Source organism: Porphyromonas gingivicanis JCM 15907, assembly GCF_000614585.1.
GTDB classification, from domain to species: Bacteria; Bacteroidota; Bacteroidia; order Bacteroidales; family Porphyromonadaceae; genus Porphyromonas; species Porphyromonas gingivicanis.
In genome coordinates this window covers 170,775-197,285 of sequence record NZ_BAKX01000003.1, presented here as the reverse complement: position 1 = coordinate 197,285, position 26,511 = coordinate 170,775, and the positions used below count along the sequence as shown (strand labels likewise).

Genomic DNA, 26,511 nt, shown 5'->3' with positions numbered 1-26,511 from the left:
GAGGCTTAAGATAGAATATAATCTAACGATTCTCTCACCATCAGTATGACATCATCAAGTCTTGAATCGCTCTCTCCCATAGATGGGCGTTACTATTCCAAAACAGCTCCCTTGCGAAAATACTTTTCTGAAGAGGCTTTAATTCGCTATCGCGTAAGAGTAGAAATCGAATACTTTATTGCATTGAGTAAGGAAATCCCTCAACTAAAAGGGAAATTATCTAAAGAGCAAATAGAAGTGCTCCGTAAGACGTATCAGAACTTTTCTACTACTCAGGCTCAAGAAGTGAAAGAGATTGAGTCTGTTACTAACCATGATGTTAAAGCTGTAGAGTACTTCATAAAAAGAGTTTTTGACAATATTGGATTAGAGTGGGCTAAGGAATTTGTCCATTTTGGTCTAACCTCTCAAGATATTAACAATACGGCTTTTCCTCTTATGCTCAAAGAGGCACTCGAAGAAGTTTTTATCCCCCATCTCGTAGAAGTATTGGATAAAATAGAAAGATGTGCCGAAGAGTGGAAAGATGTACCGATGTTAGCACGCACCCACGGACAACCAGCTTCGCCCACAAGATTAGGAAAAGAGTTTGCAGTCTATAGCTACCGAATAAAAGAGCAACTTGAACTCTATAAGAATCTTCCCTATGGTGCTAAGTTTGGAGGAGCAACAGGTAACTTCAATGCTCACAAAGTAGCCTACCCCTCCCACAACTGGATTAATTTTGCTAATAGTTTTGTCTCCTCTCTCGGACTTCACAGAGAACAAATAACCACACAAATATCTAACTATGATCATTTGGCTGCCCTGTTGGATAATTTAGCCCGTATTAATACAATACTAATAGATTTGGCAAGAGATGTGTGGACCTACATTTCGATGGGATATTTTCGTCAAAAAATCAAAGCAGGAGAGGTAGGTTCTTCTGCAATGCCTCATAAAGTAAATCCTATAGATTTCGAAAATGCAGAGGGCAACTTGGCTATGGCTAATGCTATATACCATTTTCTCTCGTCCAAACTACCCATTTCAAGATTACAGAGAGACCTTACAGACTCTACTGTTATCCGTAATGAAGGTATGCCTCTCGCCTACTCTCTAATCGCTTTGACCAGCCTAAGCAAAGGATTGGATAAAATCATACTTAATCCTCAAGCCCTAAAGGAAGACTTACAGCAAAATTATGAAGTAGTTGCAGAGGCCATACAAACTATCCTCCGCAGAGAAGGATACCCCAATCCTTACGAAGCCCTAAAAGAGTTAACTCGTACGGGAGAGGCTATGACAGCTGATCGCATCGTCGAATTCATAGATACTTTAGAAATATCAGATAGTGTCAAGAGTGAAATGAAAAAGATCACTCCCGAGACCTATGTCGGACTCTAAAAAGATTTTTATCGGACAACATAAGAACAGATCTATCTAAAAAGTATTTGTCAGCCACCTGATGAGAGATTAGGTAAAATACATAACACTAAAATTGTCGTAATTGAAAATTATGACGTATAACTATTCAATATGGATAAACAAAACCCCAATCTAAATCAAGAGATGGAACAAGAGGCTCCCCTCAAAGAGTCTGCTGACTCTTCCAGAAAGAGGGTGCGTACACGCATAACCAAGAGAGAGAATGCAAAGCAATCTTGTATTCTGGTCGGTACGCAGCAAAAGGGAGAGAAGGAGGCTTCTATAATAAGGAGACACTTGGATGAACAACATAGATCCAACCCCTCTGTATCAGAAGAAAAAGATATGCCAAAGGACTGGAATACCTCTTTTGAACAGATTTTCAAAGATTACGAAACTTTAGAGGAGCATACCAACAAAGAGAATAGACCTTTTTTACAGGACAATCAAGAACCTCGAAAAGCTATCTATCCCCGAAAAGAACGCATGTTCAATTCCGACTATCCTTTTGCCAAAACAGCTTCCAACTCTCGTGATAAAAGGACGAAATATGGTCATAAAAAAGACAGTTTAGATGGAAGAGAGCCTTTTCATAAAGGCAAAAAAAGGAAGAAGAAGAGCAAAATACAACCTCCTCCTCGGGAAGTCATCTCTTACCCCGAAGCGAATGAGGGGAGCACAGAAGCGATTCGTTTGAATAAATTCTTAGCCAATTCTGGTATTTGCTCCCGACGTAAAGCAGACGAACTAATTACAGAAGGAAAAGTTTCTGTCAATGGTGTTATAGTTACCACACTCGGAGCTCATGTAACTCGACAAGATGAGATTAAATGCGATGGTAAACTTGTATCCATAGAACGCAAAATATATGTCCTACTCAATAAGCCAAAGAACTGCGTTACCACCAGTGATGATCCTGAAAAGCGACTTACAGTTATGGATATTGTAAGAAATGCTTGCCCTGAAAGAATTTACCCTGTAGGGCGATTAGATAGAAATACATCAGGCGTACTGCTTCTTACCAATGATGGAGATTTGGCTTCTAAGCTAATGCACCCCTCCTACAGCAAGAAAAAAATCTATCAAGTTACGCTTGATAAGCCTGTCAGCATAGAGCATATGCAACAGATAGCAGAAGGTATAGAATTAGAAGATGGAGAGATACATGCCGATGCTATCAGCTACATCAATGACCAGGATCTCTCTCAAGTAGGTATAGAAATACATTCTGGACGTAATCGCATTGTACGTCGCATATTCGAACATTTAGGCTATAAAGTCACCAAATTGGATCGAGTGTATTTTGCGGGACTTACGAAAAAGGACTTACCAAGAGGGCGTTGGCGCTACCTTACGGAGGTAGAAGTACGTAATTTACGTATGGATAGTTATGAATAATAGACTCTAACAGAAAATATGTTGTTATGAAAAGATCAATGATCAAAGAGTTGATAAATACCCCAACCATCAACGAAACTGTAACCGTAAAAGGTTGGGTGCGTACCAAAAGAGGCAACAAAGCAGTGAGCTTTATAGCCATTAATGATGGTAGCTCTATCCACAATATACAAGTGGTAGCAGACTTGGAAAAATTTTCTTCCTCACTAATTAGCTCCATTACCACCGGTGCTGCAATCGGCGTAACAGGCTTATTAGTTACCTCCCAAGGAGCTGGGCAATCGGTAGAAGTACAAGCTCAAGAAATTGAGGTTTACGGCACTTGCGACCCTAATACATACCCTCTACAAAAGAAGGGACATTCTCTTGAATTCTTAAGAGAGATTGCTTATCTACGTCCTCGTACCAATACTTTCGGAGCTATTTTACGTATCCGTCACAATATGGCATTTGCTATCCACAACTTCTTTCATCAGAAGGGATATTATTATATCCACACTCCTATTATTACTTCAAGTGATGCAGAGGGAGCCGGACAGATGTTTCGTGTAACAACATTGGATTTAGAAAAGCTCCCTAAAAACAAGGAGGGAAATGTAGACTACAAAAAAGATTTTTTTGGCAAACCAACTTCTCTTACAGTATCGGGTCAGTTGGAAGGAGAATTAGCTGCCTTAGCTTTAGGAGGAATCTACACTTTCGGACCTACTTTCCGAGCAGAGAACTCCAATACTCCTCGCCACTTGGCAGAATTTTGGATGATAGAGCCTGAAGTTGCCTTCTTTGACATCAACGACAATATGGATTTGGCTGAGGAGTTCACTAAATATTGTGTACAATGGGCATTAGATCACTGCGTGATGATCTGAATTTCTTAGCAGAACACTATGACAAAGAACTTATCAGTCGCTTAGAGTTTGTCCTTGCCCACAACTATGAACGCATAACCTACACGCAGGGGATTGAGATTTTAGAAACAGCTATCAAAGAGGGTAAGAAATTCGAATTCCCCGTCTATTGGGGAGCAGATCTTTCAAGCGAACATGAACGCTATCTTGTGGAGCAGCACTTCCAAAAACCGGTTATTATGACAGACTATCCTAAGGAAATAAAAGCCTTCTATATGAAACAGAACGAAGATGGCAAAACGGTTCGAGGGATGGATATTTTGTTCCCCTTCATAGGAGAAATTATTGGAGGTAGTGAACGAGAAGCAGACTATGAGAAATTGCTCTCTCATGCCACCAAAATGGGCATTCCTGAAAAAGATATTTGGTGGTATCTTGATACTCGTCGCTATGGCACAGTGCCTCATGCTGGTTTTGGATTAGGTTTCGAGCGTTTGCTTCTCTTTGTAACAGGTATGAGCAACATTCGTGATGTTATCCCCTTCCCTCGCACACCTAACAATGCAGAGTTTTAAGTCTGTAAAAGCAAGAAAAAGTAGCGAATAACAGCATTTTATTTCGTAGTATCAGTATTTATTACTTTATTTGCACACACAAAAGCTAAATCTATTTGTTATGAATAATCTACTCAAATATTTAGGTGCTATAATTCTTCTCATTGGAGTTTTGGTAATAGCAGTACCTGCATTTTTAAAAGTAACTACCAATGTAACTTTGGGCTTAGGACTATGTCTGGTGATATTAGGTTTCGTAGGACATATTGTCTTTAATCGCCGTGTTGGAGAAGATTGATAGCTCTCTTATAAGAAGAAGTTTTACAGAAACTTTTATTTGATTTTCACCATAAATCTTTACTTCCCTTTTTGGTGTATGTAATACCCTTACAACATCAAAAGGGGAAGATTTCTTTTTATGTTCAAAGTTTTTTTTCAGACAGTTACTGCTCTTCTCTGTTTCTTGGTTTTCTTCAGATGTGCTTCTGCACAAATCATTCCTAAAAAAGAGAGTGTAGAAAAGAAGAAAGAGTCCTCCGTTATTGTAGGAGCTGAGCGATTGGATCTATTACTTCCTCTTATCGAGGGGAAGTCTATCGGCATTGTAAGCAATCATACAGGGAGAGTCGGTAGTGGTGGCACTTTACTACCCGACACTCTCTTGTCTCTTGGACAGAGAGTCGTTCGCCTCTTTTCTCCTGAGCATGGATTTCGAGGTACAGCCGATGCTGGAGCCAAAGTAAAAAACATAATTGATAAGAAGACAGGGCTACCCGTTGTATCTCTATATGGTGATAAAAAAAAGCCCAACAAACAACAACTGAAAAATATTGAGATACTTCTCTTTGATTTACAAGATGTCGGCACACGTTTTTACACCTATATCAGTACTCTACATTACATTATGGAAGCAGCTGCCGAAGAAAAAATCCCTGTCATTATCTTGGATCGCCCCAATCCCAATGATTTTATAGATGGTCCCATTTTAACGCCATCGTGTCGCTCTTTCATTGGTATGCACCCCATTCCCATACTGCATGGATTAACAGTCGGAGAATTAGCACTTATGATTAATGGAGAGCAATGGCTATCTCCCAAGGGATTACAATGCGACCTTACTATTATACCTGTAAGTGGTTGGAAACACGGCGATAGCTACTCTCTTCCAACTCCTCCAAGTCCCAACCTAAAAACAGATAATGCTCTGCGCCTATACCCCTCATTATGCTTCTTTGAAGCTACTATAATGAGTGTAGGAAGGGGCACAAACGACCCTTTTACGTGCATAGGTTATCCCGATAAGAAAATGGGCAATTACTCCTTCATACCTCTTAGTCAAGTAGGAGCAACTGCCCCCAAACATGAGGGTAAACGTTGCTATGGTGAAGATTTTAGCACAAACTATGCTATAAAAGGCTTGAGTCTCTCTCCTCTATTAGAGTATTACAAAAAGGCAAAAAGTTTAGGCTACACTCTCATTAACCGTAAGAGAACTTTCGACCTGCTTGCAGGCTCCTCCTCTCTTAGAGAACAATTAAACAAAGGATGGAGTGAGCATCAAATACGAGCCTCATGGGAAAAAGACTTAGTTCAATACCGCATCTTACACGCCCGATACCTCATCTACGATGGTAAATACGGAATAAAGAAAAGAGAGGTCTCTACTCCTCCTATTGTCAACAAATAAACTTTTGTTTTTAGCTCGTTATACCTATTGCCTCAAACCATCTCTGTAAATTCGTCCAAGGATTATACCTTTCCCACAAAACGATTAACCCTTTGACATAAAACATCTGGAGATTTCTCTAAACCTCTCTTCTACGTTGCCTCATCATAGAGACAGCTTCTCGTTAGCTTCCTTTTTTCACTCTCAAACAAAGGAACTTAGTTGTAAGTCGTTTTTCTTACACTCTTATTCCAAGAAGATAAAAAATATCCATTACTTCGATCGAGTTATCTCCACTACCGAGACTTCTTAAAAATCCTCTTTACAATTATGATGAAAAAGGCTTCTTGCTTTTAGCTTATTGATTATCTTTGCACTAAGGTGGTATGATATACAAGTTTTTGAGTCTACTATGCAAACGATAATAACTGCCATACTTTTAGGAGTATTCCTTGGTCTTTTTATCTCCGTTCCCATGGGGCCTGTAGGTATCTTGTGCATACATCGCACCCTTTACGATGGTAGAAAGGCTGGTATGCTTACTGGGATAGGGGCAACTATGGCAGATTTATTCTATGCAATAGCTACATTTCTCTTAACCTATCGAGGTATGACCTATATATTGGATTGGGTAGATAAATATGAACTTGTTTTCCAAGGAGTGGCAGTTTTAATTATACTCTCTTTAGGGATATATATGTATTACTCCAATCCTGCTCGCAATCTTAAGACTCCTCAGAAAGTGTCAGGTCCGTGGCAGATATTGGGTTCTTCTTTTCTCCTCGCCATTGGCAATCCTCTTATAATACTCGTTTTCATCACCTTTTTCTCTCGTTATGCGCTATTTGAAGAGCCTTCGGAGCTCTGGATAGTGTTTGTCATTACAATTCTTTCCGTAGCTGGAGGAGCCATTTCTTGGTGGTTTTTTATAACCTACTGTGTAAAGAAGTTACGAGACTCTTTTACCATAGGGAATATCCGAGTATTTAACAAAATTGTAGCCCTTGCAGTGATTGCATTTGCTATAGGCTACACACTTTGGATTATAGCGCAAGCCGTATAGCCTGTCTTTTTATGCTTGAAATACCACCCTTCAAAATTTTTCAAAGCAAAAGTTCTCCTATTCTCCGACTTTGCCCAAGAGTTGTTGTGGCTTACTTGTTCTCTACTCCTCATCATCGTATAATAAGATTTATCAAATAACACCTCTAACTACGCTATAATAGAAACAGTAAAAAATAACACAATACATATATGGAAGGATTAAAAGGAATTAGTGAATCTACCAATAGAAAGCTCTTCTTAGTGGCCTTATTGGCTCCAATGGTGCTACTTTTTATCGTATTTGGGAAAGAGGCTTGGACCTACTCCAGTGGTTTTTTAGGAGCTATTACTATATTTTCGCTACTGAGAGGACAAATGAAATGGCTAACTCAAAAAAAGAAAATGAAAAGAGGAATTGCGGCTACACTTTTGTTGTTAGAAGCAATTTTTTTCTTTTTGATACCTTTGGGAGGCATAATATCTATGCTCATTGATGTCTTTAGTAACACCCACATAGATATCAATGAAGTCTATCAACAATCAATTACGACCCTTGATACCATCGGCGAAAAACTCGGAATAGACTTAACACGCGGAGATGGAATCTTCATGAATCAAATACTCCCTTCTCTTGCCAAAATAGGACAAGGATTTACAACAAAATTGGTTATGGGGGTTTACTCTTTCTTCGTAAATGGCGTTGTACTGCTTTTTATCCTTTTCTTTATGCTTTGCGAACAAGAAAGTTTTGAAGCTGCCATAAAAGAACTTCTACCCTTCTCTTCGAAAAACAAAGCCATCGTAATAGACGAAAGCAAAAGGATTATTGTAGCCAATGCTATTGGCATTCCTCTTTTGGCTATTATTCAAGGGGCCTTTGCCTATGTAGGTTATTTGGTGTTTGGCATCGAGGCAGCTCTATTCTATGGAGTACTAACTGCCTTTTCTTCAATTATTCCGATGCTTGGAACAATGATTGTCTGGATTCCTCTCAGTATATCTTTGATGGTTGTGGGTAACTGGCCAATGGGGATAGGACTCGCCATCTATGGATTCCTAATCATTGGAGGAGTAGACAATCTGGCTCGCTTTATCCTCCAAAAGAAATTAGCAGATATTCATCCTTTAATTACTGTTTTTGGGGTGATACTCGGTCTCAGTATATTTGGTTTTTGGGGCATTATCTTTGGCCCTCTTCTTCTTTCATTGGCACTCTTATTACTGAATATGTTCCGCCACGACTATATCCCAGGTTCGATTGCTAAACCTCGCATCACAGCAGAAAGACAAGAAAGGGCTCCTGCGATCCTCGAAAAGGGTATGAATTTGATAAAAAAGAACAAACAAGAAAAAGAAAGCAAGTAAAAAACTCAAAAAGGGCTATCTTTGTGGGAAAAAACAATGCTCTCCACCAATAATGCTTTGGAGTAAAGCTAACCTGAACCCTCTAAAAGGAGAAATATGAAAAAGATAGTTTTCTTTATCGGAGCTGTACTAATGCTTTTTAGTATAGCCGTCTTTTCATCGTGCAAAAGTGCCAGAGATGTCCTCTATATACAAGATATAGAAAAAAATAGCTCGGCACAGCTCAAACTCTTTGAGCCTGAAATACAACCTGGAGACATGCTCTCTATCACTGTAAATGCTCAAAACAACGAGTTAGCTGCTCCATTTAATCTTTCGGTTATATCTGGTATTGGTACTGACAGAAGGCACCTCGGGACACAATACTTGCAAGGTTACTTGGTTTCGGCTAAGGGAACAATTAACTTTCCGATATTGGGAGAGCTTTCTGTAGCAGGAAATACCACCTCTCAGTTATCCAAAAAAATAAAAGAAGAAATAATCCGAGGCAATTTTATCAAAGACCCTGTAGTTGTTACAACCTATCAAAACTTTAAGATTTCAGTATTAGGGGAAGTTAATAAACCGGGTTCTTTCAATATTGCAAATGAAAGAGTAACCCTATTTGATGCTCTTGGATTGGCAGGAGATATGACTATATATGGTCGAAGAGACAATGTTGTTGTTATAAGAGAACACAACGGACAACGTCAAATCTTCGTGCAAGATTTACGTTCGAAAGATATTTTCAATTCTCCCTGCTATTATCTTGCTCAAAACGATGTAGTTATCATTAATCCGAATAAAACGAAGATACAAATGGGAGCTATTAACCAAAACAACAATGTTGGGGTTTGGGTAAGTTTGGTAGGTAGCGTAACTTCTATATCAACGCTCATTATGACGGTAGTTCGTAACTCTCAAAGCAAATAAAAGGAACAGATTTATGAATAATAATCTTTACACCAATTCAGAAGAGGGATTTATAGAAAACAATCTGTCAGAAGAGCAAATGATATCTTTATCAGATATTTTCTATTTGTTGCGTCAAAATTGGTACTATTTCATAGCTTGTCTGCTCATAGCACTAATATGTGGGTACGTATACATAAAAAGTACGCCTAACTCCTACGAAAGGACTGCAAGTGTACTTGTAAATACAAAATCTGATATGTCTGGTCCTCTTGCCGATATCATGAAAATATCGGGTACTGATATAGGAGGTATTAAGGGAAATGATAAAATCGAAAACGAGATTATTATATTCCGTACCGAAAGACTTCTCTCTCGGGTGATAGACGAACTTAACTTAAGAGTTACTTATCGAAAAAAGGAAGGGCTTCGCTCAAAGAAGTTATATAAAGAAACTCCTATACGACTAACTCTTCTCAATACCTCGGACACACTCTCAGGCTCTTTTTCCCTTTCTTTTATAGAAGAGAATAAAGTTAGTTTGAGCAACTTTGAGGGAGACTTTGAACAACTCTCCTCCGCTCCTAAAATGATTGTCTCCCTCGGAGAAACAATCGAAACCCCTATCGGCTCTTTTTTTCTTACCTCTAATACTATAGCAACAAGCAAAAAAGAACCAATAGAAATCATTGTAAATAGTAAAGAAAAAACAGTTGCCGACTTATCCAAAAAGTTAACTATTTCTCAAAGTGGCAAACAAAGTTCCGTAATAGATCTGCGTTTCAAAGACGAAAACACCGATTTTGCTGAAGACTTCTTGAATACTCTTATTACTCAGCATGATGCCACTTCTCGATCAGAAAAATTAAAAATAGCTCACAACACAGAGGCTTTCATCAACGATCGTATCACCATTATCAGCAAAGAATTGGGAGATGTAGATCAAGAAATAGAGCGTTTCAAACAAAATAACCAAATAGCCAATATAGCGAGCGAGGCAGAAGTATACATAGAGAGTTCGAAAGAAATTACGAAACAAACCATTGAGGTCAATAATGCATTGGCAGTAGCTGGTTTTATCAAAGAACACCTGACTAATCCCTCCAGTGCGAATGGGCTTATTCCTGCAAGTTCAGGACTGGAAGATCTTGCTTCTAACAGTTTGATAAAAGAATACAATACATTATACTTATACAGAGAGCAACTACTCTCTGAGTCAGGTCAGACTAATCCGCTTATTGAAACACAACAGAAGCAATTAGAGTCCTTGCGAAAGGCTATTATAAAATCCATAGATAACTATATTAAGTCCTTAAATATCAAGTTAAGTTCTATAAATAAGCAGTCAGATAAAAACGAAGGCAAGATATCGTCTGTTCCTATGCAGGAGAGAATTATTACCTCGATATATCGAAATCAGAAGATTAAAGAGGAGTTGTATCTATTCCTGCTTAATGCTCGAGAAAGAAATGCTTTAAGTATAGAAGGAGCGGTGTCTGATGTTCAACTCATCCAACCAGCAGTAGGATCTTCTACCCCCATAGCTCCTAAGAAAGCTCTTATAATGCTTGCAGCTCTCGTTTTAGGTCTTCTAATACCAGCTGCTCACCTCTACATACGCTTCATGATGAACAACACAGTACGAGGGAGAAAAGATTTAGAAACTTATACACAGATACCCATTTTAGGAGAAGTGCCTCACTCCACCCGACTCGAGAAAAAACAGAACATTCTTTTCCATAAGTTTTTGGATTTATTCCGGAGTCCTGGGAAAAGACATACTAACAAGCGTTACCAACGAAGAGCTAATATGCTTTTAGGCAGTAAGATAGAACGAGATTTTGTTAGTGAATCGTTCTCTGTATTGAGGAGTAATATGGCATTTATGCTCACAGGAGAGGAGTGTAAAATTATAACATTAACCTCGGCCCTTCCGAATTCTGGAAAAACCTTTGTAGCAGCCAACTTGGCACATAGTTTTAGGACATTACAAAAGAGAGTTCTTCTCATAGATGGAGATATTCGCAAAGGGTCTCTAACTGCAGCTCTAAGATTAAATCTGTCTAAACAGACAGAGGGACTTTCTGCCTATCTTTCAAACAGTAGTTTATCCGTAGAAGATGTTGTTGTTCCTCACAACGACGATGTGATATTTGATTTCTTACCTGCAGGGGTATTCCCCCCTAATCCGAGTGAACTGCTTCTATCTCCTCGCTTTGAAGAATTAATAAGTATTCTCCGTACCCTCTACGACTACATAATCATAGATGCAGTACCATTCATGAATATGGCAGATGCACAAATTATAGCAAAAGCATGTGATTTAACTCTTATGGTCGTAAGAGAAGGTAGTACTCCAAGAGCTTTACTGAGAGAGATTAATTTTATCCACAAAAACAAATACTTTGAAAAAGTAGCATTGGTACTTAATGATGCAGGATCTTCTCAGCATATTTCAGGAAGAGGCTATGGCTACCAATACTATTCTTCCGAGTATCAAAGCTATTTTTCTCAAAAGTAAAGCCATCTAAGCAAGAGCATAGTGATGTCTATTAATTGGCGTACATTTTTTCAAAAGCGAGAAGTTAACATCATTGAAGAGAGATGGCTTGAGGGTATGTCAGAGCTTCACTGCCACCTTCTTCCCGAAATAGACGATGGAGCCCGTAACTTAGAAGAATCTCTCTCTCTTATAGATTTGATGAGAAAGATCGGCTTCAAAAGAATCGTTTTCACTCCTCATCTACACAACAAATTTCCAGACAATAACTCAACTTCTCTTCGCAAGAAATTTGAGCATTTTCTACCCAATGTTGCTAACTACTCCGATATAGAGTTCTATTTGGGAGGAGAGTATATGATGGATTCTTTCTTTACAGATCATATAAAAGCCCCCTTGCTAACCTTGGGGAACTCTAATGCACTACTCATTGAGATGTCTTTCGCAGTGCGAATACCAGACTATATGAACAAGATTATTCTCCTGCACAAGAAAAACATACGCCCTGTATTGGCTCATCCAGAACGTTTTCTCTATCTATCGGAAAGGGAGTATGATGAGATAAAAGACTGCGGTTGTGCTATGCAGCTTAACCTCTTTTCTCTCTGTGGTTCTTATGGAGAAGCCGTGCAAAAGAGAGCTATTAGCCTGCTTAACGAAGGGTATTATGACTTTATTGGCACGGATACGCATCGTCTAAGTTATCTGGAACGAATGTGTAAGGAGGCTAAACTTCCGAGAAAATATGAGACTCCGATTAGAGAACTCGTAGAACGTGGGAACACCTTGTTCGAGTCTTCTCGGCGGTAAGAGAGCGACAACTAAAGAGAAAAAGAAAAGGTCAAAAATGCAGTAAAGCACTTTTGACCTTTTTTATCGCTCAAAGAGTTTATTTCAAAAATGGATAAGTATAGTCTGTAGGACTAACAAAAGTTTCCTTTATACAACGAGCATTGGTCCAACGAATCAAATTAAGCATACCTCCCGCTTTATCATTAGTACCAGAAGCACGAGAACCGCCAAAAGGTTGCTGACCAACTACGGCTCCCGTCGGTTTATCATTTATGTAGAAGTTGCCTGCTGAGAAGCGCAAAGCATCCATAGCCTTTTGTATAGCGTATCGGTCTCGAGCAAAGATTGACCCCGTCAATCCATAGCGAGCCGTGTTGTCGGCAAGAGATAGGGTCTTTTCAAAATCTTTATCTTCGTAAACAAAGAGGGTTAGCACGGGACCAAATATCTCTTCTTCCATTGTTTTGAAATGAGGATTTGTAGTGAGAATAACGGTTGGTTGTACAAAGTAACCTTCTCTCTTATCACATCCTCCGCCTATAATCACCTCCGCATCATTGGAAACACGAGCATGGTCGATATATCCCTTAATAGTATCAAACGAAGCCTCATCAATAACAGCATTCATAAAGTTGGAGAAATCCATAACATCTCCCATCTTAATGGTTGCAATCATGGCCTCCAAACGCTCTCTCAACTCTTTCCAAAGCGAGCGAGGAATATAGGCGCGAGAAGCTGCTGAACACTTCTGTCCTTGATACTCAAACGCACCACGTACTAAAGCCACAGCTACCTCCTGTGCATCGGCAGAAGGATGTACGAAAACAAAGTTCTTACCTCCCGTCTCTCCTACAATTTTCGGATAAGAGCGATAGGTATCTATATTGCTTGCTATCTGTTTCCACAACGTATTGAATGTAGCCGAAGAACCTGTAAAATGGAATCCAGCTAGATTGGGATCAGGCACTAAGGCTTTACCAATAACACTTCCCTTACCGGGGATAAAGTTTACCACTCCATCTGGAATACCTGCCTCTTTATAGACTTTCATCAATAAATAGTTGGAAAGTACAGCCGTTGAAGAGGGCTTCCAAACCGAAACGTTACCCATCATAGCAGGAGCCATGGTCAAATTTAGGGCAATTGAGGTAAAGTTAAAAGGAGTGAGGGCAAAAACAAATCCCTCCAAAGGTCTATACTCTACTCTATTGAGGATCGTAGGCTCACTGAGAGGTTGATCGGTATAAATCTTTGATGCGTAATAGGTAGAGAATCGCAAAAAGTCAATCAATTCGCAAGGGGCATCAATCTCTGCTTGCATAGGATTTTTACTCTGCCCTAACATAACAGAAGCAGCCAACTCATAGCGATATTTGGTACTAAAAAGCTCTCCTACTTTTAGCATCAGAGAAGCTCTCTCTAACCAAGGCAAACGACTCCACTCTTTATGTGCTTTCATCGAAGCCTCTATTGCCATTTTCACCTCTTTCTCTCCCGCCATATGGTAAACTCCCAACGTATGTCTATGCTTGTGGGGCATGACTACTTTGGCGGTTTCACCTGTTCGCACCTCTTGACCTCCTATTATTAGGGGTATATCTGCCATTTCACTCGCCACTTTGTTCAGGGCTTCACGTAGCAATTCTCTCTCAGGACTATTGGGAGCATAAGTGTTTACAGGTTCATTTTTAGGGCGTTCAAAGTGATATAGAATATTGTCCATTGTATAATTTAATTAGTTGTTTGTGTTATTCAAAAATAAAGGAGAGACCCTCTTCGGCCACTTCATTATCAACATCGAGGAATAGCTCTGCCACCATACAGCGGGCAGAGCCTCCACCATTCTGTTCAATCGTCGTCAAATCGGGAGCTAATATCTTACTGTAGGCTTCCAGTTTTTGGAGCTGATCAGAGCGCAAACTTTGGTAAGCAGCACGAGACATTAACAGTATAGACTCTCCATTTTCATTATGTACAGCCAACATATTACCAGCAAAGTGGTCTACCTGTTCTTGCGTTATTTCGATAATCTCTCTTCCACTGCTTCTAAAGCAAGCTCTAAGCACACGACGATCAACTGCATCGGGAATTGAATCCATACAGATCACCACATAGCGAGAAGCAATGCACATCATCACATTAGTATGATAAATGGGACGCCCATGTGAATCGACCGAATCAAAAAGTATGTACTCATAGTTTAGTTCTTGACAAAACTTTGCCAATACCTCTTCATCAGTACGAGGAGAACGACATGCAAAAAGTACCCTATGTACTCTATCTAAAATCATACTACCTGTACCTTCGAGGAACTTTCCTCTTTTTTCCCAATCGGTCAAGTTAATTGTCTTTTTAACACCGGGCATTAGAGAGAGCATATTAACAGCCTGATGCTTTCGTTCCAACTGTCTATTCTCGGCAAGCATCGGATAAAAAACCAACTCTCCCGTGCAGTGCGTACTAAACCAATTGTTGGGGAAAATCGAGTCTGGAGTATAAGGCTCTGGAGTATCTTGAATAATGATAACTCGTACACCATTGGCACGAAGTAGCTGTACGTAATTATCAAACTCATTCAAAGCCTTTATCGCCACATGCTCTCCCTCTTCTTTTTTCTGAAAATAGTTATTACCCGCAGTCTCCTCATTAAATCCAAAACGGGCAGGACGCACCATTAAAACCGTATCGGTAGTTTGCAAACGCTTCATAAACTATTCACTTAAAGAGAGTATCGAATGGCGAATAATTTCTATAGCTTCCCTTAACTCCTGCTCGGTAATGACAAGAGGAGGGGCAAAACGGATAATATGCCATGTGTTGGCTTGGCAAGAAGTCCATTTTCTGCCAATTTCTCGCACACATTCCATGCCTCTTTTCCCTTATAAGGTTTTATTACAACAGCATTCAGAAGCCCCTTGCCTCGTACTAAATCTACCATTGGACTTTGTATCTTAGCGACTTCTTCTCTGAATATCTTTCCCAAATACTCTGCTTTTTCTGTCAAGTTCTCCTCTTTCACTACGGTCAAGGCTGCCATAGCTACACGCGTAGCCAAGGGAAATCCTCCATACGTAGAGCCATGTTCTCCAGGTTGAATAGTAAGCATTATTTCATCATCTGCGAGCACTGCCGATACTGGCAACACACCCCCTGAAATAGCTTTCCCTAAAAGAACTATATCGGGTCGAATGCCTTCATGATCACAGCAAAGCATTTTTCCTGTACGAGCGATACCTGTTTGTATTTCATCGGCTACAAAAAGCACATTATACTCTTTAGAAAGATCGAAACATTTCTTTAGATACCCTTCGTCAGGGACAAAGACACCAGCTTCTCCTTGAATGGGTTCCATAATCATTGCAGCTATATCCTTGCCTTTTTGCTCCAAAACCTCACGTAAGGCCTCAACATTATTGTAGGGGACTTTTATAAATCCGGGGGTATAAGGTCCATAATCTGAATAGGCATCAGGGTCTGTACTCATAGATACGATGCTAACAGTGCGTCCATGGAAATTCCCTTCAAAAACTACGATAAGAGCCTTTCCCTGCTCTATACCTTTCTTTCGATAGCCCCAACGACGAGCCAACTTAATCCCCGTCTCTACAGCTTCTGCCCCACTATTCATTGGCAGTACCTTGTCGTACCCAAAGTAATGGTGCATAAACTCTTCAAAAGGTCCTAAACAGTTGTTATAAAAAGCACGAGAAGTAAGACAGAGTTGTTCCGCTTGTTCCTTTAGGGCTGCAATTATCTTAGGATGGCAATGACCTTGATTTACCGCAGAGTATGCCGATAAAAAGTCGAAATACTTTTTACCATCTACATCCCAAACAAAAGCCCCTTTTCCTCGGGATAGCACAACAGGAAGGGGGTGATAATTATGAGCTCCAAAGCGATGCTCTTGCTCAATAAAAGAATTTGCTTTTTCAGAAATATACATAGCCAAATAGAGTTAAAGTATGCAGATAATTATCCTTCTAAAATATAAAATAAGATTATTTCAATCTTACAATAGCGAAAGTAATTATTTTTACATACAAAACAAAATATTTAACCGCAAGGAAAAATAAGTTTTTCCCCTATAAAGCAGGGCTATGGTTCTGAGAAAAGAACGAGGAACTCCCTATATAGCAATCTCCATATTGGCTATAAAAACAAGAAAAACGACTTTTGGAAGACTATTCCACCATCTTAATAAGAAAAAATCCTACTATGTAAAAAACAAAAAGAGATCCCTAAACGATGCTTTTATAGCGTTGCTTAAAGAGATTGGGAGTTATAATCCAAAGTTTACTATACAACAAATCAACCTCCACACCATAGGGCATTAGTTCATAAAAATGTCTGCACCACTCTTTTGCATATTTACGCTTCGATGTAGAGAGATAGAAGATTGTAGGCTCCTGCCATAGCCTTTAGGGGAAGGTAAATCTTTCTCTTCATCTACAATAATAAGGCGAAAGATCTCTTCTTTCGAATAAGGACCATAGGCATGATGCTCCTCTCCGCCCTCTACGATAGTAGGTTTTAGAGAAAGAAGGCGCAAAAAAGGGAGAAATTCACCCTTGTAAAGAACCTGAGAAATCGGATAATGAACCATTATCCGATAGAGCAACAAAGCCTCTTTCTCTTTGATTTTCATTTTAGAAATAAAAGTATCCGAGGGGAGGCCTAAAATCTCTTGGTATGCAGCATAAAGAGCCCTTTCTTCCACTACACGAGTCAAAAGATTAAAAACAAAGGGAGAGTGTACTCCATGCCCTCCTCTTCGGAAAAGTTGCCTAAAGAATTTCTCTAATAGTTGGGGCTCTTTCATCTATTTCTTTCGGTTGCATTCCCATCTCGCCTTGTACGCCTCATACTGCTCTTTATAGAGTGCTATCTCTTCGGGGGCAATCGTTCTCAGATGAGCAATATGTATCGTAACCCCCACTCCTACCCCAACGAGCAAAATGCGTACCCACCAAAGAGGAATAAAAAGCATACTGATAAAAAGAGAAATCCAGAGGACAAAAAAAATCTTCCACTTAACTCCTTTGGGGATAGCATGGGTTACGGAGTAAGAATATATCTTGAAGCCGAACAAAGAATGTGTCATTAGCCAACAAAAGGCTTTCTGAGAAGAGCGAGCAAAACAAAAAGCTGCCAACAACATAAAAGGTGTAGTCGGCAAAATAGGTAAGAATGCCCCCACTATACCAAGTATCAGAGCGAGGCATCCAGCCATAAGGAAAGCAATCCTACGAGGAGAATATTTTGAACGCATCAACTATTTACTATCAAACAAAACAATTATTGAAAAGCATTGTTCGACATCCATTACAAAAGTACTGCAAAAGGAGCGGATAAAGGGGAGTGAAGTTGAAAGAAAAAGCCTCTAAAAAGTTCTCAAAAGAACCCACGAAAGCCTCAAAAAAGTCTCTTATGAGGGATTTTTTCACAAGGTATTGTAGAGCACAAGCGTGAAATATAAAGCCCGAAGGAGAAAACTGTATAGGTCCTCAATCGAATTTGTAAAGCAAAAGTAACGAAGTATGCAGGGTGTTATGACACAAGTTCAATAAGGCAACACGGCAAAGATTTGTATTCCCAACTATAACCTATGTACCTTTTCTCTTTAAGCATTAACCCTTTTAGGCATAACCATTAGTCCTATTACAACAAAGCATTATAGGTTTCTATGCAAGGCTTTCGGCAGCATTACTTTTGACACCCTAACTCATTACCTACTCCCATACACTCCCCTCTTAATTCATTTCAGAACCTTCTCAGACAAAATAGTTTTCCTCGGTATAGAGCATAAACCCACTCTATTTTCACCTTACACAATCATCATATAATCCTACTCTATAAAAGGCTGTTGTACTGCACTATATTCGTTGCATTATTATCGGTATCTATGTTCGATTCAATACCTATACACTCTTCTCCTTCGATACCGACACTTTACAAAAGTGTTCTTTTATCGCCTTTTTGAGAAACTATGCAAAGCTCTCCTCCAATCTTAAAAAAATCGCACAATGATTTCTATATCGACACCCTGTATATTTCAGACATTTTTTTGAGTAACTTTGTGGCATATTATCTATTAAGTTATAGCTCGTTCTCAATGAAAAATATCCGTAATTTCTGTATTATAGCTCATATCGACCACGGAAAAAGTACTCTTGCCGATCGTCTATTGGAGATAACCAATACCGTGTCTGGAAAAGATTTGCAAGCACAAGTACTTGACAACATGGATTTGGAACGTGAGAGAGGGATAACCATTAAGAGCCATGCCATACAAATGGAGTACAAACAAGGAGGGGAGACTTATGTCCTTAACCTCATTGATACTCCTGGACACGTGGACTTTAGTTACGAAGTTTCGCGCTCTATTGCTGCTTGTGAGGGGGCTCTGCTGGTTGTAGATGCCTCTCAAGGTATCCAAGCACAGACCATTTCCAACCTCTATATGGCTATTGAGAACGACCTCACTATAATACCCGTAATCAATAAAATAGACTTACCCAGTGCCAATCCAGAGGAGGTAGAAGACCAAATCGTAGACCTTTTAGGAGAAGATGCCGAACATATTATCCGAGCCAGTGGCAAAACAGGCGAAGGGGTAGCTGACATCCTCAAAGCGATTGTAGAGCGCGTACCAGCTCCCAAAGGAGACCCTGATGCTCCTCTCCAATGTTTAGTATTCGACTCTGTATTCAACCAATTTCGGGGTATTATAGCCTACTACAAAGTTGTAAATGGGAGCATAAAAACAGGGGATAAGGTTAAATTCATCGCCACCAATATGGAGTACGAAGCCGACGAGGTCGGTGTGCTAAAGTTAGATATGGCACCCCGCTCCGAAGTAAAAACGGGAGATGTAGGCTACATCATATCTGGTATTAAAACCAGTAGTGAGGTACGGGTAGGCGACACTATTACCCATATCGAACGACCCGCCAAAGAGGCTATCGAGGGGTTCGAGGAGGTCAAACCAATGGTGTTTGCGGGGGTTTATCCTATCGAGACAGAAGATTTCGAAAACTTGCGCTCCTCGCTTGAAAAGTTACAGCTAAACGATGCCTCTCTTACCTTTACTCCAGAGAGTTCGGCAGCCTTGGGGTTCGGATTTCGCTGCGGTTTCTTAGGGCTTCTCCACATGGAGATTATCCAAGACCGTTTGGATAGAGAGTTTGGTATGAATGTAATTACTACTGTCCCCAACGTATCTTACAATGTGTACGATAAAAAAGGAAAGATGCTCGAAGTACACAATCCCTCTGGCTTGCCCGATATTGCTTCTATTGACCATATAGAAGAACCCTATATCAGGCTACCATCATTACACAAGCTGCCTATATTGGACCTATCATATCTCTTTGTATGGACAAAAGAGGTATCCTCATAAAACAGGAGTTTATCACAGGTAATCGTGTAGAAGTTATCTTCGATATGCCTCTTGGAGAGATTGTTATCGACTTTTACGACAAGCTAAAGAGCATTTCTCGCGGATATGCCTCCTTCGACTATCATATTAGCGACTTCCGTCCCTCTAAACTCATCAAACTGGACATCTTGCTCAATGGAGAACCCGTAGATGCCCTTTCGACACTAACTCACGTAGACAATAGTGTTACATTTGGTCGTCGTATGTGTGAAAAGCTCAAGGAACTCATTCCTCGTCAGCAGTTCGATATCGCTATCCAAGCCGCTATTGGAGCGAAAATCATTGCACGTGAAACCATCAAAGCTGTACGTAAAGACGTTACCGCAAAGTGTTACGGAGGTGACATATCTCGTAAAAGAAAACTTTTAGAAAAGCAAAAAGAGGGTAAGAAGCGTATGAAGCAGATAGGCACGGTAGAAGTGCCTCAAAAAGCCTTCTTGGCAGTACTTAAATTGGATTAACCCTTTTGCTATCGAAAGCTAAAGCTATGGCAGAGAAAAAATATATCCCCAAAGAGAAGAAGCCAAAGGGAGCGACCGCCTCCATACAATCTTCTTTGGAAGGACGTATACCGCCCCAAGCTATCGAAATGGAAAAAGCTGTCTTGGGGGCTATAATGAGTGAAAAAGATGCTTATAGCTCTGTAGCTTCGACCCTTGCACCCGAATCTTTCTACGTCCATGCCCATGAGCTTATCTATGAAGCTATCCGCTCTTTGGAGCAGCAGCAGAAGCCCATAGATATGCTTACCGTAACAGAAGAACTACGCCGAACCGACCAACTCGAATCGGTAGGAGGAGCGGCATACATAGCCGAATTAACTATGAATATCGGGGGGGCTGCCAACCTTGACTACCATGCACATATCGTAGCCAATAAAGCGTTGAGCCGTAACCTAATCTCCTACGCATCAGAGGTCGTTACCCAAGCCTACGAAGATTCTCTTGAGGTAGACGTACAGATGCAAGAGGCAGAGGCTAAACTCTTCGAACTCTCTCGACGTAACATTCAAAAAGACTTCCGCCGTGCAGATACTTTGACCCCTCTTGCTATCGAAGAGATTATGGAAGCTGCCAATAAGGCAGATGGTATAAGTGGTATCTCTACAGGCTTCCCGGGCATTGACAAAATTACTTCGGGTTGGCAAAACTCTGACTTAATTATCATTGCAGCACGCCCCGCTATGGGTAAAACGGCTTTTGTCCTCTCTATGGCAAAACATATTGCCATAGACCAAAATATTCCTACAGCTGTTTTTAACTTAGAGATGAGCAACCTACAAATCATCAAACGTATTATGAGTAATGTTTGTGAGATTGAGGGTAATAAGCTCAAAAGCGGTCGTTTGGAAGAGCATGAGTGGGCACAGCTGAACGCTAAAATTTCTCAAATAGAGGAAAAACCTTTATTCATTGATGACACTTCTGGGCTTTCAGTATTTGAGTTTCGTAGTAAGCGCGCCGATTGGTCAAAGAGCATGGGGTTAAGATTATCATAGTGGACTACTTACAACTTATGAGTGCCAGTGGTATGGGGCTGGGCAATCGTGAGCAGGAGGTCAGTACCATATCTCGTTCCCTAAAAATCTTAGCAAAAGAGCTGAATATCCCTATTATTGCCCTTTCACAGCTCAACCGATCGGTAGAGACACGGCAAGGAGATGCCAATAGCAAACGCCCTCAGCTCTCAGACCTTCGAGAGTCTGGAGCTATCGAACAAGATGCCGACATGGTTTGCTTCATCCATCGCCCCGAAATCTATCATATATACACAGACCCAGAGGATAATACCTCCACTAAAGGGATAGCTTACTTCATTATAGCCAAGCATCGTAATGGGGCAACGGGCGATGTAAAATTGGCGTTCCGTGGAGAGTTTGCCAAATTCGCACCTTTAGAGAGTTTAGGCATCATTAACTACGAAAGCTCTCTCAATAGTAGTAATTTCTCTCCTTTCAATACAGATAACGTTCCTTTCTAACCTACGCAATGGATTTAAGAGCCATCCTTAAGGGAAAAACTGCCCTTTTCTTCACGTTAGGGTGTAAGTTGAATTTCGCAGAGACCTCTACCATAGCCCAAGAACTGCAAAGCATAGGGGTAGAAAAGGCTCCCGACGGAGACCCCGCAGATATATGTATTATCAACACTTGCTCCGTAACCAGCGTTGCAGACCGCAAGGGGCGCACACTTATCCATAGAGTCATCAGAGAGCATCCCAATGCTGTGGTAGTGGTGGTGGGTTGTTATGCTCAGCTCAAAGGAGATGAGATAGTCAAAATCCCAGGTGTAGATTTGGTGCTTGGAGCAGGAAGGAAGAGTGAGGTAGTAGGCAAGATAGCCGAATACTTTGCCCAAGAAGGCGACCTCTCTCGTCAGCATCTATTTTCTGCCACAAGAGAGCATTTGCACCGCTTTGAAGAGGGGTGTTCAAGCGACGATCGCACCCGTCACTTCCTCAAGGTACAAGATGGTTGTAACTATGCTTGCTCCTATTGTACTATCCCTAAGGCAAGAGGAGTCAGTCGCAACGGGAGCATTGCCTCACTTGTAGCTTCTGCCCAACGTGTAGCTCAAGAGGGAGGGAGAGAAATCGTACTTACAGGAGTCAACATCGGCGACTTCGGTCGAAGTACAGGCGAGCGTTTTATCGATTTAGTTAAAGCTTTAGACCAAGTAGAGGGGATAGAGCGTTATCGGATAAGCTCCTTAGAACCCGACCTGCTCTCGGATGAATTGATAGACTTCGTAGCCTCTTCACGTAGCTTTATGCCCCATTGGCATCTACCGTTGCAGAGTGGTTCCGACACTATCCTTCGCCTTATGCGACGTCGCTATCCGACAGCTCTATTTTCCAATCGTCTACAACGCATCAAAGAAACTATGCCAGATGCTTTCATTGGTGTAGATGTTATTGTCGGAATGAGAGGGGAAACTGATGCTTTATTTCAAGAGACATTTGACTTTCTTTCACAGCAACCCTTCACCCAGTTACACGTATTCAGTTATAGCGAGCGTAGTGGAACGGATGCTCTAAAGATTAACCACATTGTTGCCCCACAGGACAAAAAAATAAGAAACCAAAGGTTACAAGACCTTTCGCAAGAGCATCTCTCTAACTTCTACAAAGATTTTCATGGTAGCGTAAGACCTGTTCTTTGGGAACGTTCCGAGGTTGATGGTATGATGCTTGGCTTTACGGACAATTATATCCGAGTAGCCCATCCCTATCAAGAGGCTTTGGCAGGCTCTATTACCTCAACTTGCATCGGAGTACAGGAAAATAACGATAAAGGCTACTGCCTCTCTGAAATTGTATAATCGCCACTTTTGAAGATGAATGCCTCCCCTTTACTAAGCATTGCTATACTCAATTGGAATGGACAAGCACTATTAGAACGTTTTTTGCCCTCAGTGGTACGTTATTCCCACCACAGAGATGTGGAGGTCGTGGTTATAGATAATGGTTCTACAGATACTTCTTGCTCCTTTATTACCTCCTCCTATCCACAGATTCGGCTCATCCGATTAGAAAAGAACTACGGTTTTGCAGAGGGATACAATAAAGGTATTCAGGAAATCACCACACCCTATCTATGTCTTTTGAACAATGATGTGGAGGTTTCAGAAGGATGGACAGAGGCGCCTCTCTCTCTTCTCAAAGAGAATTGCCACATAGCTGCCGTGCAACCTAAAATAAAGAGTTATAGCCAACCCTCTATGTTTGAATACGCTGGCGCGGCTGGAGGCTTTTTAGACCGCTTGGGCTACCCTTTTTGTAAAGGGCGCATATTGGAGTGTGTCGAAGAAGACTACCAACAATATGACACAGAAAGTCCTATATTTTGGGCTAGTGGTGCAGCTCTTTTTATTCGAAGAGCTGACTTCATTGCAGTAGGAGGCTTGGATAGCTCTTCTTTGCTCATATGGAAGAGATAGACCTCGCTTGGCGCCTACAACGCATGGGTAAAAAGATTGTCTATACCCCTCTTAGTTCTATCTATCATCAAGGGGGGGCAAGTTTACAACAGGGATCTCCTCAAAAGATTTATCTCAACTTCCGTAACAACCTACTCATGCTCTACAAAAATCTACCTAAAAACTCTTTTCAAAAAGTCTTTTGGCAAAGATGTTTCTTAGATTGTACTGCCAGCATGGTATATCTTCTGCAAGCAAAACCTCAACTAAGTAAAGCCATTTTTAAGGCCTACCGAGACTTTGCAAAGATGAAAAAACTCTATTCTTCAGCTTCTCCATCGGCTCTCTGTCCTTATACGCCTACACTCTCTTCTATTTCTATCATTTGGCAATACTTTATTCGAGGAAGAAAGTACTTTCGAGAATTGCCATTGTAAAGGTGAATTGCCCTTTAAGGTGTCAAAAACTACCTTTTTTCTCCTATAAGTCAAGTATCGAAACCTTTCTTTTAATCAATCGATAGAGAGGTAATTCGAATCAATTGAAGAGCTACTTTCTGCAACTCCTTTCTGTCAATTTTCCCATTTGGAGTTAAGGGTAAATGGGTTCTAAATATTCTCTTCGGACGTTTGTAGGGCGAAAGATACTCCTGACATATCTTGACAATGGCCTCTTCCTCCAACGAACTTTCATGCAGAAGTACCACAGCTTGTCCCAAAGCTCTATCGGGAACAGAAGTTATAGCTAAAGGAGCAGCCACATAGCCAAGCAAGATAGACTCCACTTCTTCTACTACAATCTTTATTCCTCCGCTGTTAATAATGTTATCAATTCGTCCTAAGATAACAAACGACCCATCCGTATAACGCCGAACAATATCGTTTGTCTGTATTGGAGCTTCACAAATTAAAGGAGCCTCTATACACAGGCATTGCTCTTCCGAAAGGGACAGAGTAACTCCCTCCACAGGAGTAAAAAAACGAGAAGCAGCAGGCCCACTTAAAGCTCTGAGAGCGATGTGAGAAAGTGTCTCTGTCATCCCATAAGTAGCGTACATAAGGTTGGGAAAAGAGGAGAGTTCTTTTTCCATCGAGCATCTAAAGCCCCCCCGCCAATAATCACTTTTCGGATAGATTTCAGCCTTTCTCGCTCTAAGCCATTCTGCAAAGAATTGTAAACTTGTAGGGGTACCATAGCAGCAAAGGATATTTCCTCCGTTATATCTTGTAAAGGATGTCCAGAGGCTTCGCGCACCACGAGTTTCATCCCCAGAAGTAGCGCACGAACCACCATCATTTTAGCCCCTATGTACTTCATATTCATGCAGAGTAAGGCTGTATCGGCAGAAGACAAACCTAAATAATGACAGGTTGTACAGGCACTTTGAAGCATTTTTTGCTTTGCAACTTGCATTTTCTTTGGTGTTCCCGTCGAGCCAGATGTTTGCACCTCCATTGTATCATAGGAGGAAGAAAACCAGTCCCTCAGGAAAGAAACAACTTCCCTTAGAGGCGTATCTCCTTTCTCTCTTGACTCTTGGTAACGTTGCTCTATAGTTGAGGCACTGTACACCTTTCCTTCTATAACAATTGATTGCTTCTCTATCTCGAACTGCATGATAGAATTTAGTCTAATGATTATACCAAAGTTTATCTCCTTCTATGCGTAGCGGGAGTGCAATGTTATTAATAAAAAGCTGTCCTGTACCCAAACCTTGGGGTAGCGTTGTAGATAAGGTAGCACACCACTGCGCAATAGCATTGAGCCCTATATTCGACTCCAAAGCAGAGGTTATCCACCATCCTATATTTCTCTTTTCTGCCTCCTGAATCCATTCGGAACATCCTCTTAACCCTCCATGCAAAGAGGGTTTTAGCACAATAAATTGGGGACAAACCTCCTCCAGCAACTCTATTTTTTGAGAAAAAGTGTGAAGTCCAATCAACTCTTCGTCTAACGCAATAGGTATAGGCGAACTATCCGACAAACAGCGCATTAAAGCATATTGTCGAGTACTTATAGGCTGTTCGATAGAATGTATTTCATATTCCGAAAGACGGTTAAGACGTTCTTCCACAACCTCTGGAGCAAAAGCTCCGTTGGCATCAACTCGTAAGGATAACTCTTGGGCAGAGAAATGTCTACGCACATGGCGCAAGAGAGCCAACTCTTCATTAAAGTCAATCGCTCCGATCTTTAGTTTAATACACTGTACCCCTAAACTTAGTTTTTGCTCTATCTGGCGCAACATATCGTCATAATCTCCCATCCAAACAAGAGCGTTGATAGTTATCCCCTTTTCTGAACGCGCAAAAGGAGTATCCCAAAAATCAAAACCACCTGTTTCAAGATGTAACAAAGCCGTTTCTAAAGCAAAAAGAAAGGAGGGATAGCTCCTTAAAGAACTCCAATCTATCACCTCAGTCCCTTCTAAAGAACGAGCTAAAGCATAAATCTCCTGCTCAAAGGTAGGCGAAAACTCATCGCTCAAATTAGGTAAGGGGGCACACTCTCCTATTCCTACCCTTGCTGAGTAATCCGAAGAAGAAAGGTGTAAATACCATACCTTACGAGTATGATAAACCCCTCGAGATGTTCCTGCAGGCTTTTTGAACAGTAACGTATAGGGATGCAATGATAACGAGTATGCCATAGCTTTTTGATGCTCTAAATATTTATCTACTTTTGATA

Annotated in this window: 20 protein-coding genes and 4 pseudogenes; 16 read left to right on the top strand and 8 right to left on the bottom strand. The window is 40.7% G+C overall.

Features of this window, described 5'->3' with window-relative positions; translation table 11 throughout:
- Positions 1-45 precede the first annotated feature (45 nt).
- From purB to JCM15907_RS04540, 10 genes and pseudogenes are all read left to right on the top strand, one after another.
- The gene (gene purB / locus JCM15907_RS04585) at positions 46-1,386 is read left to right on the top strand and encodes an adenylosuccinate lyase (RefSeq protein WP_025842893.1); all 1,341 of its coding nucleotides are present in this window, start codon (positions 46-48) and stop codon (positions 1,384-1,386) included.
- 132 nt (positions 1,387-1,518) lie between these two features.
- Entirely contained in the window at positions 1,519-2,805 is a 1,287-nt protein-coding gene (locus JCM15907_RS12595; RefSeq protein WP_025842892.1) for a pseudouridine synthase, read from the top strand.
- Positions 2,806-2,831: 26 nt separating this feature from the next.
- Positions 2,832-4,228, top strand: a pseudogene (asnS, locus tag JCM15907_RS10740) (asparagine--tRNA ligase).
- Between the two features lie 100 nt (positions 4,229-4,328).
- Positions 4,329-4,505, top strand: coding sequence for a hypothetical protein (locus JCM15907_RS13150; RefSeq protein ID WP_199897225.1), 177 nt, complete (start codon positions 4,329-4,331; stop codon positions 4,503-4,505).
- Positions 4,506-4,625: 120 nt separating this feature from the next.
- Positions 4,626-5,894: an exo-beta-N-acetylmuramidase NamZ family protein gene (locus JCM15907_RS04565; RefSeq protein ID WP_025842891.1), complete on the top strand. Its 1,269-nt coding sequence runs from the start codon at positions 4,626-4,628 to the stop codon at positions 5,892-5,894.
- A 391-nt stretch (positions 5,895-6,285) separates the two neighbouring features.
- Positions 6,286-6,936: a LysE family translocator gene (locus JCM15907_RS04560; RefSeq protein WP_036884497.1), complete on the top strand. Its 651-nt coding sequence runs from the start codon at positions 6,286-6,288 to the stop codon at positions 6,934-6,936.
- A gap of 191 nt (positions 6,937-7,127) precedes the next feature.
- Complete coding sequence (locus tag JCM15907_RS04555; protein ID WP_025842889.1) at positions 7,128-8,282, top strand: AI-2E family transporter; 1,155 nt, start codon at positions 7,128-7,130, stop codon at positions 8,280-8,282.
- Positions 8,283-8,378: 96 nt separating this feature from the next.
- The gene (locus tag JCM15907_RS04550; RefSeq protein WP_025842888.1) at positions 8,379-9,194 is read left to right on the top strand and encodes a polysaccharide biosynthesis/export family protein; all 816 of its coding nucleotides are present in this window, start codon (positions 8,379-8,381) and stop codon (positions 9,192-9,194) included.
- A gap of 13 nt (positions 9,195-9,207) precedes the next feature.
- Positions 9,208-11,694, top strand: a complete 2,487-nt coding sequence (locus JCM15907_RS04545; RefSeq protein WP_025842887.1) for a GumC family protein — start codon at positions 9,208-9,210, stop codon at positions 11,692-11,694.
- 24 nt (positions 11,695-11,718) lie between these two features.
- Positions 11,719-12,483, top strand: a complete 765-nt coding sequence (locus tag JCM15907_RS04540) for a tyrosine-protein phosphatase (RefSeq protein WP_036885496.1) — start codon at positions 11,719-11,721, stop codon at positions 12,481-12,483.
- Between the two features lie 79 nt (positions 12,484-12,562).
- Here the strand turns inward: JCM15907_RS04540 and pruA are convergent, their stop codons facing one another.
- The 3 genes and pseudogenes from pruA to rocD form a co-directional block, all read right to left on the bottom strand.
- On the bottom strand, positions 12,563-14,188 hold the full coding sequence (pruA, locus tag JCM15907_RS04535) for an L-glutamate gamma-semialdehyde dehydrogenase (protein WP_025842885.1): 1,626 nt from the start codon (positions 14,186-14,188) through the stop codon (positions 12,563-12,565).
- Between the two features lie 25 nt (positions 14,189-14,213).
- Positions 14,214-15,173, bottom strand: coding sequence for a citrulline utilization hydrolase CtlX (gene ctlX / locus JCM15907_RS04530; RefSeq protein WP_051522380.1), 960 nt, complete (start codon positions 15,171-15,173; stop codon positions 14,214-14,216).
- A 3-nt stretch (positions 15,174-15,176) separates the two neighbouring features.
- Positions 15,177-16,408, bottom strand: a pseudogene (rocD, locus tag JCM15907_RS10735) (ornithine--oxo-acid transaminase).
- A gap of 154 nt (positions 16,409-16,562) precedes the next feature.
- On the opposite strand from rocD, the gene JCM15907_RS04520 reads away from it, so the two are divergent.
- Complete coding sequence (locus JCM15907_RS04520; RefSeq protein ID WP_025842883.1) at positions 16,563-16,799, top strand: hypothetical protein; 237 nt, start codon at positions 16,563-16,565, stop codon at positions 16,797-16,799.
- Here JCM15907_RS04520 and JCM15907_RS04515 read toward each other — a convergent pair.
- A complete protein-coding gene (locus tag JCM15907_RS04515; protein ID WP_025842882.1) occupies positions 16,796-17,284 on the bottom strand; it encodes a hypothetical protein in 489 nt (162 codons plus the stop codon). The genes JCM15907_RS04520 and JCM15907_RS04515 overlap by 4 nt on opposite strands.
- A complete protein-coding gene (locus tag JCM15907_RS04510; protein ID WP_025842881.1) occupies positions 17,285-17,734 on the bottom strand; it encodes a YbaN family protein in 450 nt (149 codons plus the stop codon).
- Between the two features lie 843 nt (positions 17,735-18,577).
- On the opposite strand from JCM15907_RS04510, the pseudogene lepA reads away from it, so the two are divergent.
- From lepA to JCM15907_RS13835, 5 genes and pseudogenes are all read left to right on the top strand, one after another.
- A pseudogene (lepA, locus tag JCM15907_RS10730) lies at positions 18,578-20,364 on the top strand (translation elongation factor 4).
- A 128-nt stretch (positions 20,365-20,492) separates the two neighbouring features.
- Positions 20,493-21,883, top strand: a pseudogene (dnaB, locus tag JCM15907_RS10725) (replicative DNA helicase).
- Positions 21,884-21,891: 8 nt separating this feature from the next.
- On the top strand, positions 21,892-23,223 hold the full coding sequence (mtaB, locus tag JCM15907_RS04495; protein WP_025842880.1) for a tRNA (N(6)-L-threonylcarbamoyladenosine(37)-C(2))-methylthiotransferase MtaB: 1,332 nt from the start codon (positions 21,892-21,894) through the stop codon (positions 23,221-23,223).
- A 15-nt stretch (positions 23,224-23,238) separates the two neighbouring features.
- The gene (locus JCM15907_RS13840; RefSeq protein WP_306305475.1) at positions 23,239-23,841 is read left to right on the top strand and encodes a glycosyltransferase family 2 protein; all 603 of its coding nucleotides are present in this window, start codon (positions 23,239-23,241) and stop codon (positions 23,839-23,841) included.
- Positions 23,829-24,257 (top strand): glycosyltransferase family 2 protein, encoded by a 429-nt coding sequence (locus JCM15907_RS13835; protein WP_306305474.1) that lies wholly within the window; start codon positions 23,829-23,831, stop codon positions 24,255-24,257. Before JCM15907_RS13840 ends, JCM15907_RS13835 begins: the two co-directional genes overlap by 13 nt.
- A 71-nt stretch (positions 24,258-24,328) precedes the next feature.
- Here JCM15907_RS13835 and JCM15907_RS13830 read toward each other — a convergent pair whose 3' ends face one another.
- From JCM15907_RS13830 to JCM15907_RS04480, 3 genes are read right to left on the bottom strand one after another with little or no spacing between them, the layout of a single operon-like run.
- Positions 24,329-24,910 (bottom strand): acyl-CoA synthetase family protein, encoded by a 582-nt coding sequence (locus JCM15907_RS13830; RefSeq protein WP_306305473.1) that lies wholly within the window; start codon positions 24,908-24,910, stop codon positions 24,329-24,331.
- Positions 24,856-25,437 (bottom strand): AMP-binding protein, encoded by a 582-nt coding sequence (locus JCM15907_RS13825; protein ID WP_306305472.1) that lies wholly within the window; start codon positions 25,435-25,437, stop codon positions 24,856-24,858. Before JCM15907_RS13825 ends, JCM15907_RS13830 begins: the two co-directional genes overlap by 55 nt.
- 13 nt (positions 25,438-25,450) lie before the next feature.
- The gene (locus JCM15907_RS04480; protein WP_025842879.1) at positions 25,451-26,473 is read right to left on the bottom strand and encodes an o-succinylbenzoate synthase; all 1,023 of its coding nucleotides are present in this window, start codon (positions 26,471-26,473) and stop codon (positions 25,451-25,453) included.
- Positions 26,474-26,511 lie beyond the last annotated feature (38 nt).